Annotated in this window: 8 protein-coding genes; 2 read left to right on the forward strand and 6 right to left on the reverse strand. The window is 65.6% G+C overall.

The annotated features are described in order from the left end of the window. Positions 1-10: 10 nt before the first annotated feature. Complete coding sequence (locus tag ACQ4WM_RS02435) at positions 11-934, reverse strand: DMT family transporter (protein WP_436545125.1); 924 nt, start codon at positions 932-934, stop codon at positions 11-13. A gap of 109 nt (positions 935-1,043) precedes the next feature. Between ACQ4WM_RS02435 and ACQ4WM_RS02440 the strand changes: the two genes are divergently transcribed. Then, positions 1,044-1,976, forward strand: a complete 933-nt coding sequence (locus ACQ4WM_RS02440) for a LysR family transcriptional regulator (protein ID WP_436545126.1) — start codon at positions 1,044-1,046, stop codon at positions 1,974-1,976. Further along, positions 1,966-2,637, forward strand: a complete 672-nt coding sequence (locus ACQ4WM_RS02445; protein WP_436545127.1) for a hypothetical protein — start codon at positions 1,966-1,968, stop codon at positions 2,635-2,637. Before ACQ4WM_RS02440 ends, ACQ4WM_RS02445 begins: the two co-directional genes overlap by 11 nt. Before the next feature lie 15 nt (positions 2,638-2,652). Here the strand turns inward: ACQ4WM_RS02445 and recD are convergent, their stop codons facing one another. The 5 genes from recD to ACQ4WM_RS02470 form a co-directional block, all read right to left on the reverse strand. Further along, the gene (recD, locus tag ACQ4WM_RS02450; RefSeq protein WP_436545128.1) at positions 2,653-4,617 is read right to left on the reverse strand and encodes an exodeoxyribonuclease V subunit alpha; all 1,965 of its coding nucleotides are present in this window, start codon (positions 4,615-4,617) and stop codon (positions 2,653-2,655) included. Further along, positions 4,610-8,260 (reverse strand): exodeoxyribonuclease V subunit beta, encoded by a 3,651-nt coding sequence (gene recB / locus ACQ4WM_RS02455; protein ID WP_436545129.1) that lies wholly within the window; start codon positions 8,258-8,260, stop codon positions 4,610-4,612. Before recB ends, recD begins: the two co-directional genes overlap by 8 nt. After that, positions 8,257-11,673 (reverse strand): exodeoxyribonuclease V subunit gamma, encoded by a 3,417-nt coding sequence (gene recC / locus ACQ4WM_RS02460; RefSeq protein WP_436545130.1) that lies wholly within the window; start codon positions 11,671-11,673, stop codon positions 8,257-8,259. Before recC ends, recB begins: the two co-directional genes overlap by 4 nt. Positions 11,674-11,764: 91 nt before the next feature. Next, complete coding sequence (locus ACQ4WM_RS02465; protein ID WP_436545131.1) at positions 11,765-12,733, reverse strand: IS1595 family transposase; 969 nt, start codon at positions 12,731-12,733, stop codon at positions 11,765-11,767. Positions 12,734-12,760: 27 nt separating this feature from the next. Beyond that, a complete protein-coding gene (locus ACQ4WM_RS02470; RefSeq protein WP_436545132.1) occupies positions 12,761-15,781 on the reverse strand; it encodes a CHASE domain-containing protein in 3,021 nt (1,006 codons plus the stop codon). Between the last annotated feature and the right edge of the window lie 68 nt (positions 15,782-15,849).

Consider the following 15,849-nt stretch of genomic DNA (forward strand, 5'->3'; position numbering starts at 1 on the left):
GCAGGTCCTTTTATTTGCTTTGCCGGTTGGTCATGATAACGCCGGCTATCGTCACCGCCCCGCCCACCAGCATCGACGCCAGCACCGGCTCGCCCAGCAAACCTGCCGCCAGCACGATGCCGAAAACCGGCACCAGATTGTTGAACACGGCCGTGCGCGATGGGCCGATCGCTTTCACGCCCTCGTAATACCAGACAAAACCGATCACCGTGCCGAACACGCCCAGGTAGCCGATGGCGGTCCACACCTGCCAGCCCAAGCTGCGCCATGGAACGCTGGCAAATTCAAACGCCGCACCGACCAGCAAAAAGGCCAGGCCCCACATGGCGGCATAGGTCGTGGCGGCCACCGGGCTCAGGCCCTTGAGCGCCACGCGCCCGATCAGGGTGTAGGCGGCCCAGCTGGAAATGCCGCAGAACATGTATATCTCGCCTGCGCCTATGCCGCCGCCATTGCCGTGCAGCAGGCCGACCAGGTCGCCGCGCGTGATCACGATGGCCGTGCCGCAAAACGCCAGCATGATGCCCAGCCACTTGATGGTCCCCAGGCGCTCGCGAAACAGCAGGGCCGAGGCCAGCGCCGTGACGATAGGGTTCAGTGCAACAAACAGCGCCGTGCGCCCGGCCGGCATGCGCGACAAGGCGGCTAAAAAGCACAGGTTGTACAGGAAGATGCCAGTCAGCCCCAGCGCGGCGGTCGTCGCCAGTTGCTTGCGGTCCAGGCGGGGCAGGCCGCCTTCGAATTTCCAGGCCAGCAGCACCAGCAGCAGCACGGCAACAAAGAAGCGCCCGCTGGCGGCGGTCATCAAAGGCATCTGCTGGGCCAGTACCCGCCCCGCAATAAACGTGCCGCCCCAGAACAGGGCGACGAAAATCAGTTTGATATAAACCAGTGGCGACTGGCTGGCAAACGTCGGAATGGCGATGGTGCGCATGAATAGTCCTGTAATGCCGCTTGTGCGGCGGATTGTGTGCCTATATATTAATGTTAATAGCGGCTCATGAAATAATGAGTAATTACTCATACCCTGCAGCGGACCTTTGATGACCTTCACGCAACTGGAAATTTTTACCCTGGTGGCCGAGCTGCGCGGCTTTTCGGCCGCTGCCATGCAGCTGGGCATCAGCCAGTCGGCCGTCTCGCATGCCTTAAAGGCGCTGGAAAAAGAGATGGGGGTGGACCTGATCGTGCGCCACCAAGCGTCGGCCGAGCTGACAGAAGTGGGCCGCCAGCTGCTGCTGCGCACTCGCGAAATCCTCGGCCTGTCCGAAGCGATGCGCCAGGAAGCGGCTGATGTCCTGGGCAAGCGCCAGGGGTCATTGCGCATCGGCTCGTTTGGAGCCACCTCGTCGCTTAATTTGCTGCCAGCGATTACCGCACAGTTCAAACAGCGCTACCCTGGTATCGAGCTGCGCATTGACGAGGGCGCCGACCATGAAGTGGTGCAATGGCTGCGCGAGCGCCGGGTCGACGTGGGTTTCGTGGTACTGCCCGACCAGCGCTTCGATACGCTGCCGCTGGTGGAAGACCAGATGATGGCGCTGCTGCCGCGCAGTCACGCCCTCGCCGGCAACGCCAGCGTCACGCTGGCGCAGCTGTGCGCGGACCCGTTCATCATGTCCGAAGCCGGTTGCGCGGCGCTGATCGAGCCACTGTTCGCCGACGCCCGGCTGAAACCCGACGTACCCTACCATATCAGCCAGATGATCACGATTTTCGACATGGTCAGCCGTGGCACGGGCGTGTCCATCGTGGCCGAAATGGCGCTGCCGCAGCGCCTGGCCAGCCAGTATCCGGAGCTGCTCGCCCTGCCCCTGGACCCACCCGTACTGCGCAAGGTGGGCCTGGCCGTGCGCGACCGGCGCCAGAATACGCCGGCCACCAATGCTTTCCTGGAGCTGGCCAGGCAGATGGCTCCCGCCTTGGCGCCGGCGCTGGCACCCAAGCTGGCAACGAGGCGCCTGCATGCGGTCTGATACTTTCGTCGAACTGATGTACCGCCGCCTGCACGGCGAGCTGCAAACGGCCGACTATATCGGCTGGGCCGACGCGCTGTTGGAACAAGGCTGCATGCTGCCCGAAATCGCCGAGATGGCCAGCTTTGCCTTCGAGCAAGCACCCGATGCGCGCGAGGTGGAGCGCTATTTTTTGCTTTGCGCACAGCAACTCGGCCTGCGCGTGCCACAGGACGAATACCAGGCCACGCGCGACCATTGGGCGCAAACCTGCGAGCAGATACTGGACGGCAGAGTGGGTCTGGACGACGGCGTCGCCCGGCTGCACGCAATCGATAATGACTGCGGCTACCATCTGATGCTGCCATGGAATGACCTGTCGGATTACGACGGCGCCGTGCACTGGCACGACCAACGCCGGCAGATCGCCGCCGAGGACATCAACCGCCTTGGCCGGGAGGCCTATGTGCGGCTGCTGACGCGCCAGTTTGCGGCGCTATGCCGGCTGCCGCAAGCCGCGCTGCCAGCGTGTTTTCCCGACGTCTGGCATTGCATCGCCTGTGGCCACGAGCATCATCGCGCTACAGATACGGCGCAGCGCGCGGCGCCCTGCCCCGGCTGCGGCGCGCCCGACACCTTGAAAAACATGCGCTACCTGGAGAACCGCCAGTACATGCTGTAAAGGCTGCGGCCCGGTTCAGCCGATCAGCCCGCGCAGCCCGCTGGCGCGCTGCGTGCGGCGCAAAATCGCGTCGAACAGCACCGCCTGGGTCGGCGACACCAGGGTGAAGAAATCGCGTGCGCGCGTGATGCCGGTATAGACCAGCTCGCGCGCCAGCATGGCGCCGCCTTCCTGCGGCAGCACCAGCACCGTGTGCCGAAATTCCGAGCCCTGCGACTTGTGCACCGTCATGGCAAACGCCGTTTCCACCTGGCGCAAGCGGGTGGCCAGCACGCTGCGCACCTTGTCGCCTTCGAGGAAATACACGCGCAAGGAGCCGGGCCGCGCCGGGTCGCGCAAGGTCAGGCCGATATCGCCATTGAACACGCCAGTGCCGTAGTCATTGCGGGTGACCATCACCGGCCGGCCCACATACCATTCGGCGCGCCGCAGCAGGCCCTCCCTTTCAAGGCGCAGTTCGATCGCCGTATTCAGGCCCGCCACGCCCCATTCGCCGTCGCGCACCGCGCACAGGATGCGAAACGCTTCAAAGCTGCGCAGCACGCTGCGCACCCAGTCATCGTGATCGTCATGGCCGTCGCTGCCCGCATTGACCAGTTCAAGATACGGCCGGTAGCCGCCCGGCGCGCCGTCACGGCCAGCCAGCGCCAGGCGCAGCACTTCTTCCGGCTGGGCCGGCACCCGCCACGCCACCCTGCCCTCGGCATCGCCGGCAAAACAGGCTTTGGCAAGTTCGGGCCGGCCCTCGTTGACGGCCTGCGCCAGCGCGCCGATCGGACCGCCGAAGCGGTGGCTGTGGCGCAGCATTACCGTCTGCTGGGCCAGCGCACCGGCAGCGCCCGCAAAACCATCGGGTATCGCCACGCCGCTGGCCGCCTGTGCATAGGCGATGGTGGCCGCATCGTAGCCACCGGACTGCGCATCGTGGCACAGGTCGCCCAGCACGGCGCCCGCCTCCACCGACGCCAGCTGGTCCTTGTCGCCCAGCAGGATCAGGATGGCGGTGGCCGGCAGGGCGTCCAGTACCGACGCCATCATTTCCAGGTGCACCATCGACGCTTCGTCGACGATCAGGACGTCCACATCGAGCTGGTTGCCCGCGTGGTGGGCAAACGCGCGCGTGCCTGGACGTGCGCCCAACAGGCTGTGCAGGGTGCGCGCTGCACCCATGCGCTGCGACAGTGTCATCAGGGGAAGTTCCGGGCCGACTTTTTCGGCCAGTCCAGCGAGCGCCTGGTCGATTGATTGCTTCAATCGTGCGGCCGCCTTGCCGGTCGGTGCAGCCAGCGCGATGCGCAACTGCCCGGGCTGCGGCGCGACGGCAAACAGCAGGGTCAGCAAACTGGCCACGGTATAGGTCTTTCCGGTGCCCGGCCCGCCCGTGATGATGGCCACCTTGCCGCGCAGAGCGATGGCGCAAGCGACTTTTTGCCAGTCCGGCCCGCCGCCTTCCGGTGGCCGGTCGAACAGCAGGTCCAGCCACTGGCGTACTTGTGGCAGCGGTGGCGCCACGGTGGTGGCAGCGCGCGTGGCGATTGCCATGCCGACCGCCGTTTCGTCGCGCCAGTGGCGGCGCAAATACAGGCGTTCGCCGTCGAGCACCAGCGGTTGATGGGTGTCGGCCACGCCGGCCGACCAGACCTGCGGCGCCCTGGCCAGCAGCGCGCACCAGTCTTCCAGGGTGGCCGGCAGCGGCCCGGAGACCGCCAGCACGGCCTGCCATTGTTCTTCCGTCCAGCCCATCAGCTGCGACGGCGCATGCGCCAGTTCCCCAAGCATCAGGCAGCTGTGGCCGCGCCCTTCCAGCTCCGACAGCACCACGCAGGCGACCGCCAGCGCAGGTGCATCGGGCTCATGCGCCTGGCTCTGCGCCAGGCTGCCGACAAAGCGCGCAAACGCCGCGCCCAGTCGGCGCACCTGGCCGGCATCGGCCACGCCATCGAAAAAGGCCAGCAAGGGTTCCACGTTGCTGCTATGCATGCGTCTCTTCCAGTAATTGATCTAGGCCGTCCAGCAGTTCGGCCTGCGGTGCCAGCCAGTAGCAGCCGTGCGTGTCAGGGTTGGCGATACCGCGCAAGAACAGGAAAATCGCCCCGCCCAGCTGGCGCGCCGGATCATAGTGTTCACCGAGCCGGCTTTTCAGCAAACGGTGCAGCGCCAGCATATAGATGGCGCCCTGGATATCGTAGCGGTGCTGGGCCATGCCGGCCGCCAGCGCCTCGGTATGATAGGCGCCATCGTTGTTGCCAAGCGCGTTCGATTTGTAGTCGAGCACCCAGTAGCGCCCATCGCGCTCGATCACCAGGTCGGCAAAGCCTTTCAGCATTCCGTGCAACTGGCGGCGCGGCAGCACCGGGCGGGGCGCGCCGTCCAATAGCAAACGCATGCACAGCTGGTCGAGCGCCTCGGTGGCCAGGTGCTCGCTGGGGAACCAGAATTCCATTTCCGGCAAGGTGCTGTCGAGCTGCGCCAATGATGCGTCCAGCAGCGGCAGCGGCGTGATGGCCACCTCGCGCAGCCAGGCGATGGCGTCCTCCTGGCGATGACCCCAGCCAGCCAGGGCGCAACGCTTGGCCAGGCGATCATCAAAAGTCGCTTGATGTACACAGTCGAAGCCTTCGCCGCCCATCCATTCAAGCTGGTTGTGCAGGAAGGTCCCGGCCAGCGAGCCACGCGGGAAACGGTGCTGCGGCGAGTCGGCAGCATGCTGCTGTGACGCTGGCGGCGCCACGCCCGTACCGTCTTCGAGCAGCGTTTCTTCCAGCGCCCGCTGCGGTACATGGCTGGCGACGGCGCCGATCTGGCGCGTCAGCGACGTAAAACTGCCAACCGACCAGTCGCGCTCGAAGCGGCCCGTGAATTGCGGTGCTTCGCGCAGCTCGGGGCGGTGCTCGATGCGGTGCAACAAGGTGGCAGGCCCGGGCTGCGCCAGGCTGGCAATGTCGATCGCGTCGCAATCGCCGCACACCTCGTGCCAGCGCTGCTGCAACTGCTCGCCCGGCAGCTTGTCGCCGCCCGTCAGCAAATACCCAAGCGCCGATTCATGCAAGGTATTTTCGCCCGCCTTGCGCGCCGCCAGCGCGGCCACGCCCAGCCATAAAAAATGGCGCGCGCGCGTCAGCGCTACATACAGCAGGCGCAGGTCTTCGTCGATGCGCGCTTCCTCCAAAAAGGCCATCGCTTCCTCCGACAGCGACAGGTCCAGGTGGCGCTCGCCCTGTTCGTCCGCATAGTCGACAAAGCTGCGGTTGCGTTTGTCGGCCTTGCGCGCCGTGACAGCGAACGGCAGGTAGACCAGCGGATATTCGAGGCCCTTCGACTTGTGCACGGTGATCACTTTCACCAGCTCGGCGTCGCTTTCCAGGCGCAGCACGCGCTCCTCGCCGCTCTCGCCGCCGCCTTCGATCTGCTCGGCCAGCCAGCGTATCAGCGCCTGTTCGCCATCGAGCTGGCGGCTGGCCGATTGCAGCAGCTCGGCCAGGTGCAGCAAATTGGTCAGGCGGCGCTCGCCACCAGTCTGCTGCAACAGCATGGCCGGCAGTTGCAACTCATGGATAAAGCGGCGCAACATGGCCAGCACGCCCTGGCGCTGCCAGACCAGGTGCAGCGCCTTGAGTTGTTCGATGCGGCGTTCCCATTCCAGTTCGTCGCTCGACAGGCGCGCCAGCGCGCCCAGCGGCAGCGCGATGGTGCGGGTGGCAAAGGCGGCCCTCGCCAGGGCGCCATCGAGCGGATTGGCCAGCGCCGCCAGCCAGCGCAGTACGTCTTGCGCCTCTTCGCTGTCGATCACGGAGTCCTTGTCGGACAAATACACGCTGGCCACGCGCCGGCGCGCCAGCGCCCGGCGTATCGCACCCGCCTCCCTGCGGTCGCGTACCAGCACCGCGATATCGGCCGGCTGCAGCCTTTCGAACCCGCCAGGACCGTCAAAGCCCGCTTGCGGGTCGTTCAGCATGGCGACGATATGCTCGGCGCAGTGATCGGCAAAATACGCGCGGTAGCTGTCGCCGCGCAGGGATTCGTCGCTGGCGCAGGCGGCCAGCATGGCCGGCAACGCACCGTCTGCATTTACCAGCCGCTCATCGCGGCCCTGGGCAGCGACCGCCTCGAACGGCAGCGGATTGGCCTCTGGCGTGCGGTAGCGGAAGGCACCAAGCGGCACTTCAGGGCGCTCGGCATGCAGGAACAGCTGGTTGACGGCGGCCACCAGCGGCGCCGTCGAGCGGTAGTTGGTACCGAGCTGGTAGTGGCGCCCCTCGGTGGCGCGGCGTGCCGCCAGGTAGCTTTGAATATCGGCGCCGCGAAAGCCGTAGATCGACTGTTTCGGGTCGCCGATCAGGAACAGGCCCAGGGTCGGGTCGTTGTCGGCAATCCGATACAGCAGGTTGAAGATCTGGTACTGGGCGGGCGCCGTGTCCTGGAATTCGTCGACCATCGCCAGCGGATACTGTTCCACGATGCGTTGGCGCAGCGCGGCGCCGTTCTCGCCCGCCAGCGCGTCGTGCAGGCGCTGCAGCATGTCGGCAAAGCCGAACTGGCGCGACTGGCGCTTGAGCTGGTCCATGCGGCGTGCGATCTTTGCTGCCGCATGCAGCTGCAAGGTGTGCGCCAGCGGCGTAATGGCCGCGAGATCACGCCCCAGTTGTTCGGTGTGTTCAAAGCATTCCGGCACGCTGGCCGTGAAGTTCTTGGCAAACGCGTCCTCGATGCCGGCCGGCGTCAGGCGCTCCCATATCTTGGCGCTCACGGCCGGCTGCAGCAACAGCGGGTCCTGCGCCCACTGGCGCAAGCCGTCAAACCATTTGAGCATGTTTTCGGGCTTCATCTTGCCGGCATGGAAGCACTTGGGCGTGGCGGCGCGATGGCCTTTGATCCACGCCTGCATGGCATTCGTCCGTTCCACCCAGCCCTGTTTCAGGCCGGCCAGCAGCGCCGCCTGCGCCTGCTGTTCGCGCTTGACCAGCGACGACAGCGACTCCTCGCTGCCCATCTCCATCATGCCGGGCCGGCGCGCCAGTTCGCGCACGCTTTTTTTCAGCACATCGACGCCGGCCCAGCAATCGAGCAGCACGGCCAGCGTTTGTTCGCGCAAGGGGTAGACCTGCTGGCGCCAGTAATCGTGGGCTGCATCCTCGAACAGTGCCTGCTCGTCGCTGACCAGTTCTTCGTCGAACAGGCTGCCGCTGTCAAACGCATGCTCGCGCAGCATGCGCTGGCACCAGGCGTCGATGGTGAAAATCGCCGCCTCGTCCATGGTTTCAGCGGCCAGCATCAGCCGGTGCGCCGCCTTTTGCCGCGCGCTGTCGTCAGGATAAAAATCGAGCAGTGCATCGAGAAACGGATCGCTGCCTTGCGACTCATTGCGAAAATAAGCAGCCGCCTCGATCAGGCGCTCGCGCACCCGGTTCGACAGTTCGCGCGTGGCGGCGCGGGTAAACGTCATCACCAGGATATCGGCCGGCAGCAAGGGGCGCGCAAAGCGCGTGTCGTCATCGCCGTGGCCCAGCACCAGCCGCACATACAGCGCGGCGATGGTCCAGGTCTTGCCGGTGCCGGCCGACGCTTCGATCAGGCGCGAGCCGTGCAGCGGAAACGCCAGTGGCTTGAGCAAATGGCTCGTCATTGTTCTTCTCCAGCACCTTCAGGCGCAACGATGGGGTCCACGGTGACATGCTCGCGCAGCCAGTCGGCCAGCGGGCCGTACAGCTCGCGCGAGCAGTCCTGCCATGCTTCCTCGGCTGCAAGCGCGGCAAACTCAGGCCACAAGCGGGCCAGGCACAGTTCCTCGCGCTCGCCGGCCATGTCAAAGCCGCCGTCATACACGGCGCGCGGATCGCCCTCCTGCACCAGCGCCAGGCCCGTCTTGCAGGCGGTGGGCAGCGGATGGTTCATGCCTTCGCGCCACAGCGCCAGCACGGCAGCCAGCGCCTCGCGCGAGGCGGCCGGCTCGAGTGGCGCCATGCTGACGATGGCGTCACGCGCCACCAGGTAGCCGGTGACGGGGAAACCGATGGCGGCGGCGGCCAGCTGGCGCAGCCACATCAGCATCAGTTTGTCGCCACGCGCCAGGCCCGACTTGTCCATCACCTTCGACGAAATCTGTTCCAGCCAGGCAATATCCCGGCCATTGCCGCGTAATTTGTCGAGCCAGTCCTCGACCAGCAGTTCGCCGAACGGCAGCGTTATGGCGCGCTTGGCGGCCACCTCGGGAAACGAGGCGCGCAAGGATAGCCAGGCGCTGCGCACCGGCACCAGCGCGTCGACCAGTTGCTCCTGCACCTGCCGGCCGATCAGGCCGATCGGCAGCACGCCTTCGCGCGCCAGTTTGTCTGCGCGCGCCTGCAAACCGGCGCGCACCTCGTCCAGCGCTTCCTCGGTGCCGCCATCGCCCAGCATGGTGTCTTCCAGCAGATAGCGCTCCAGTGCATTCAGGCCGAATGGTTCTTCGTCCTCGCCCAGCATGGCGGCGTCGGCAAAATGCACGGAGAGGCGGCGGCGGAAAAAATACTTGACCGGCTGGCGCACGAAGCTGGCCAGCTCGCCCAGGCTCAAGCGGGTGCCGGGGTCGAGTTCATACGGCCCCAGCGCCAGCGAATCGGGCGACTGGCCGGCCTCGGCATGGGCAATTCTCCATTCGCCGGCATAGGTCAGCAAGCCGCCATCTTCGAAATAGCGGCGGCTGAACGGCTGCAGTGCGTGTGTGGTGGTCAGCGTGCTCAAGTCACTGTCGAGCGACCAGCCGGCAGCCAGGTAATCGCGCAGCTGCGACACCAGCACCGAAGGCGGCTGCTCGGAATTGTCGCGTACATTGCGCCCGACCCAGCTGACATACAATTTATCGCGCGCGGCCAGCAGTGCTTCAAGCATCAGGTAGCGGTCGTCGTCGCGGCGCGAGCGGTCGCCGGGGCGCGCCATGCCGGGCACCGCCAGCAGATCGAAATCGGCCTTGGGCGCGCGGCGCGGAAAATCGCCATCGTTCATGCCCAACAGGCACACCACGCGAAACGGCACGGCGCGCATCGGCATCAGGGTGCAAAAAGTCACGCCACCGGAGACGAACTGGTGGTTCAGGGTCGGTTCGTCTAGCGCGCCCAGCCAGGCCACGCGCAATATATCCAGCGGCACCGTCTCGACAAAGCCCGCGTGCTCGCAGATTTCCAGCCAGCCCTGCAGCGCGCCTTCCAGTTGCGCCAGGGTGAGGCGGTCGCCTTCGTCGCCGGCATCAAAAAAGCTTGCCAGCAGCGAGCGCGCCTGCACGCCCCATTCAGCGGGCGTGCGCGATTGCGCCAGCACGGCGCGCCAGTGCAGCAGCGCTTCGACCAGTTGCGCCAGCGAGCCCGCCAGCGCGGCGTCCAGGCCGCCCACTTCCGCATACGGCTCGATGCCGTCGAAACTGGCGCCGCCGCCACTGGCGTAACCGAGCAACATGCGCCGCACGCCGAAGATCCAGGCATTCTGTTCACCGGCCGCACCCAGGCCCAGGCCGGCGCGGTGTTCGCGGTCCAGGCCCCAGCGCACGCCGGCCCCTTCGATCCAGGCGCCCAGGGTGTCCAGGTCGTCGCCCTGCAGGCCAAAGCGCGCGGCAAGTGCCGGCACGTCGAGCAGGTCGCGCACCTCGCTCTGGCGGCAGCGCTGCAGCGGCAGTTGTAGCAGCCATTCGAGGGCCACCAACAGCGGATTGACGCTGCGGTCCTTGACGTCGCCGATCTCGAACGGGATAAAGCGTGCGTCCGTGCGGCGGTGCTGGCCGAAGACGGCATGGATCGCCGCCGTGAAGACGTCGATATCGGGCACCATCACCACCACGTCGCGCGGACGCAGGCCGCTCTGGCTGCTGTGCGCAAACATCGCCAGCAGCTGGTCGTGCAGTACCTCGACTTCGCGCTGCACGCTGTGCGCCACGTGAAATTCGATCGAGCGGTCCTCGACTTCGGGCGGCACTTGTTCGTGCTCAAGCAGCGGCCGCAGTTCGCGAATCGCCACCTGCACCTGCTGTAGCAAGGTCACGCCCTGCTCTTCGCCGAACAGGTCGATGCGCAGGCTGTCGTCGCGCCCTTCGGCGTGCGCCTGTTCGTCGAATTCGTCGAGCATGCGGATAAAGTCGCGCCCTTGCCGGCCCCAGCTGGCCAGCAGCGGATGGCTGTGCGCATGCAGGGCCTCCAGCGGCAGCTGGGCCAGGTCCTGGCCATTGCGCTGCTGCTGGCGCTTGTAGCTGGCGCGCAGCAGGTCTCGACCTTCGATGATGTCGCCCCAGTAGTACTGGCAGGGGTTGGGCACGGCCAGCACCACCTGCGTGTGGCGCGCCAGCGCTGCCAGCGCCTGCAGGGTTTGATACGGCAAGGCCGACACGCCGAACAGCACCACCCGGCGCGGCAGTTTGCCGGCGGGCAGCTCGCCGGCGGCGATCGCCGCCAGGAAGGCGTCGTGGATATCGGCGCGGCCCGTATCGCGCTCGAAAACCTCGACGTCGGCGTTGACGGCGCGCCACAACTGCGGCTGCCACAACTGATCTTCCTTGAGCGCGATCGCTTCGCCGCGCGCCGTTTTCAGCACATTGCGCCCGGCCGCCCAGTCGGCCAGCCAGTCGGCGCGGTAGACCTGGTACTGGTCGAACAGGTCGGCCAGGCGCTCGGCCAGCTGCAGCCGCCGTTCACAATCGCCATCGGCCAGGAAGTAGCGCAGCGGCGCGAACACCGGCTCGGCCAGCAAGGACGGCAGCAGCCGCATCAGGCGCCAGGTCAGCGGCGACTTGTCGAACGGCGAAATACGCGGCACCCTTTCGCGGCCCAGCATGCTGCGGTAGCTTTCCCACAACAGGCGCGCCGGCAAGGCGATGTGGGTGGCGGCGCACACTCCCATTTCCTCGGCCAGCGCGATTTTCAGCCATTCGGCCACGCCGTTCGACTGCACCAGGAAGATATCGGTTTCCAGCGGCGCCAGCGGATGATTGCGCAGCCACTGGAAGACGGCGGCGCGCAAGTGTTCCAGCTGGTTGCCGTGCAAAATCAACAGGCCAGGCGTGATGGGAGTATGCATGCGGTGAGGTTCAGGGTGGGCCAGCGCCTATTATCGCCGCTGCCTGCGTCAGGTGGTGTCGCTGTTGGCAAAATCGAGAGAAATTTGTTGGCTATGTCACCATCAAGTGTGGGAAGGTTCCCATAGTGGCTTTGAGCAAGCTTTCCGGGGACAAAATTCTCCTGGCGTCGAGTATCCACCGCCAGCCCAGGTAACTGGGCAGATAGCGTGTCGCCACGCCATGAAAGGCGCTCAGCCAGCCGCGCAGGCGACTGTGATAGGCATTGACGTTTTGCACATGGATCGTGCCACGCACACGGATGCCTGCCCGCAAGTTCACAGCAGCGTGCATGACGCCGATTTCCCTGGCAAACACGGGATAGGCCGGATGGCCATCGCTGACCAGCAGAATGTCGCGATCGATCACCGAAGGCAGCCAGGCATGCAGTTTCGCCTTGCTGAGCTGGCCACGGCCGGCCACGAAATCAACGGTTTGCCCGGTGCGGTCGCGTGCGACCAGGATACAGACCTGTTCATTCGAAATGCCACGCTGGCGCGCTGCTCCTCCACGCCGCCGTGCCGGGCGGGTCAGGTGCCGCGATCCTTTTTGTGATTCAAGCAGATACATCTCATCGGCTTCGGCAATGCCGTGCAGGCAGCGCGGCCGGTCGTTTTTCGCCAGCGCAAGAAAACGATGGCGCCAGCGGAAGCTGGTGTTGCGGTGGATCTGCAGTTGGTCGGCCGCCTTGCGCACGGAAAACGATTCGAGCAGGCAACTGGCGTAGGCCAGCCAGCGTGTCTTGTGGTGCAGATGCGCCAGCGGCGTGCCGCTCAAGGCGTTGAATGTTTTCCGGCATGGCACGCAGCGATAACGCTGCAAGCCATGGGCATGGCCGTGCCTGTGGACACGCGTGGCGCCACAGGCCGGGCAATGCAGGTGTGCCAGCGCCGTCTGCTCGATCAGGGCGATGGCGGCATCCTGCCCGGTGCTGCCCTGCAACAGTGCGACGCCGGCCAGGCGCTGGCGGTGCGACAATTGCGAGAACTGTGCGATAAATGTGTGCCATTGAACTGGGTGCATGATCGTCTCCTGAAAGAAGAATTCTGTTCAGTTAGACGTCGGCAAGTTCAGATCGTTCCCACTTTTTTCGGTGACATAGCCAATTTGTTCGGCTACCCGGTCCAGCGCCTGCCCCATGGCAGACGTCAGGGCGCGCGCCTGCGCCAGGTCGCCACCATGGCGCAAGCCTTCCAGCGCCAGGCACAGGGCCGCGCATGCATGCGCGCCGACGGCCAGCGCCGACGACCGGGTGCGGTGGCCCAGGTCGGCCACGTGGTCCAGGTCTTCCAGCGCCAGCGCCTGTTCCATTTCGGCCAGGCCGTCGCGCGCCGTATCGACGAACAGCTGGGCGTACTTGCGCATCTTGACGGGATCGTTGCTGAAGGTCAGCGACAGCGCTGCCACGTCGAGCACCGCGACGTCGCGCGCACCGCTGTCCTGCAGCACGGTAGCCGGCGCCTGCACGGCGATGCCGCCACGCCGGCGCAGCCATTTGGCCAGCAGCTCGAACAGCTGGACCGGCGCGATCGGCTTGGTGAGGAATTCATCCATGCCCGCCTCCAGGCAGCGCAGCCGGTCTTCGCTGCCCGCATTGGCCGTCATGGCGATCACCAGCAGGCCAGCGAGCCGCGGATCGGCGCGGATACGGCGGGTGGTCTCGAAGCCGTCCATTTCTGGCATCTGCACGTCCATCAGCACGCAGTCATAGCTTTGCCGGGCCAACAGTTCCAGCGCTTCGCGGCCATTGTTGGCCACGCGCACGATGGCGCCCGCGTCTTCCAGCAGTTCGCAGCCCACCTGCTGGCTGAACACATTGTCTTCCACCAGCAGGATAGCTGCGCCCCGTATCACGTCCAGCAGCGGCGGCTCGCCCGTGCCGGCGATTTCTTCCGCAGCGCCCTCGTAGCTGTCCAGGCGGGCCGTAAACCAGAAGGTGCTGCCCAGCCCCGGCTGGCTGTGCACGCCCACCGTGCCCCCCATCAGCTCGGCCAGCTGCTTGCTGATCACCAGCCCCAGCCCGCTGCCGCCATACTTGCGCGTGGTCGACGTATCGGCCTGGTGGAAGGAGCGGAACAGCTGCGCTACTTCCTGCTGGCTCATGCCGATGCCACTGTCCTGCACCTCGAAATGCAGCATCGCATGGGGGCCGCCCGCCTCGGCCAGGCGCACGCGCACGACCACTTTGCCGTGTTCGGAAAACTTGATGGCGTTGCTGACCAGGTTCAGCAAGACCTGTTCGAGCCGCAAGGCGTCGCCGCACCAGCGCTGAGGCAAGTCGTGCGCAATGTCGAAATGCAATTGCAAATGCCTGGCGGCGGCGGCTTCGCCCAACTGGCTGGAAATATTCGCCAGCAGGGTATCGAGCCGGAACTGCCTGACCTCCAGCTCCAGCTTGCCGGCCTCTATCTTGGAAAAGTCGAGGATATCGTTGATCAGACCCAGCAAATGCTGGCCCGAATGGTAGATTTTTTGCAGGTAGTCGCGCTGGCGCGCATCGGCTACGGATTTCAGGGCCAGGTGGGCCATGCCGATGATGCTGTTCATCGGCGTGCGGATTTCATGGCTCATGTTCGACAAAAAGTCGCTCTTGGCCTGGCTGGCCGCGTCCGCACGCTCCTTGAGCTGGTGCAGCTCGGTCACGTCGGTGGACAGGCCTATCATGCCGGTCACGGCGCCCGGCGGGCCCATCGGCACTTTCACGCTCCACAGATGATGGACCTTGCCCTGCAGGTCGACAAAGCGCTCTTCGCCGATAAACTTGACGCCGGTGGCGCAGACCTGCTGCTCGCGGCCATGGAAAGCCGCCGCCAGGTCCTCGCCGATCAATTCACTGGCCTGGCGGCCCAGGACCTGTTCGATGGGGCGCTCGATGATGTCCAGCATGCGCGCATTGACGTAGCGAAAGCGCAGGTTTTCATCCTTCATGTAGACGTAGGCGTCGACGCTGTCGAGCACCGTATCGAGCAGCATGCGCTGGCCGATGGCGTTGCGGCGCGAGCGGTACAGCATCAGGATATAGGCATAGATCAGCAAGGTGCCGGCCATGCCCACGGCCAGCGCCAGCGCCGGCAAATAGCGGTCGAAGTCGCTGTAGAGTTCGCTCTTGCGCACGCGGAAGTGGGCTTTCCACTGGCCGCCGTGGTACTCGATCGGCAGCAGTTCGTCGAAATAGGCGGCGTCCTGGCCAGGCTTGGGCGGGCTTGCCGCCAGGTCGCCGCTATCATTGAACAGCAGCCGGTCCTGTGGCGTGAGGCGCAGTTCGTTGCCGGGCGCTGTCGGCACCGGTGCGCTGTACAGTGTCAGGTGCAGCAGCTGCAGCGTGTTCGCTTCGAGCGCACTGCGTACCAGTTGCGCGACGCCGAAGCCGATGCCGACCGAGCCTTTGTAGGCGGCACGGCGATCAGACACGGTGGCGCGCGGCATGCCGTTGCGGTAGACGGGCAGACGCATGCCCAGGCCGGTGCGTGAGGGTGGGCCCTTGATCAGGATCACCTGGCCCGATGCGCTGATCTCGCCGCTGTCGCGCGCCTGCGCCAGCGCCTGTGCGACGGCCGGGTTGGCGCCGATATCGACGCCCTGGCGCTCGGCTACCAGCGCATCGGGTTCAAGGAAGGTCAGTACGGTGTACTCTGCGCGCCGGCCAGGGGGGCGGATATCGAAGGCAGGATAGCCGCCCGCCACCAGGCTGTCGTCGGCGCGCACGGCGTCGACAAACGCATCGCGCTGGCCATCGGGCACGTAGACGGCGTAATTGAGCGATTCCACGGCGGGAAACTGGCCCGCGATATCAAGCCCGGACACATAATCGTGAAACTGCTTGCGCGACAGGTTTTCGTTGGTGCGGAACAGCGACTCCATGCCGCGCAGCAGGTCGGAATAGCTTTTCACGCGCGCCACAAGGCTCTGCTGGGCGCTGTAGCTGAGGCTGTCAAAGCGCTGGCGGGCATCTTCGTTGATGGTGCGTTGCGCCGCCGCATACAGGACGCCGCCGACCACCACCGCCAGCAGTAAGCCGCCGGCCCATATCCTGACCTGTAATACCGTCCAGCCCTTGCTCAGAGTATGCATTGTTGATCGCTTGTTCCAGTTCCTCGGCCTGCGGGCGTAACGACCCGTTACGCATGAGGATACTATCA

The sequence above is a fragment of the Janthinobacterium longum genome (assembly GCF_051380735.1).
Lineage (GTDB): Bacteria > Pseudomonadota > Gammaproteobacteria > Burkholderiales > Burkholderiaceae_D > Janthinobacterium.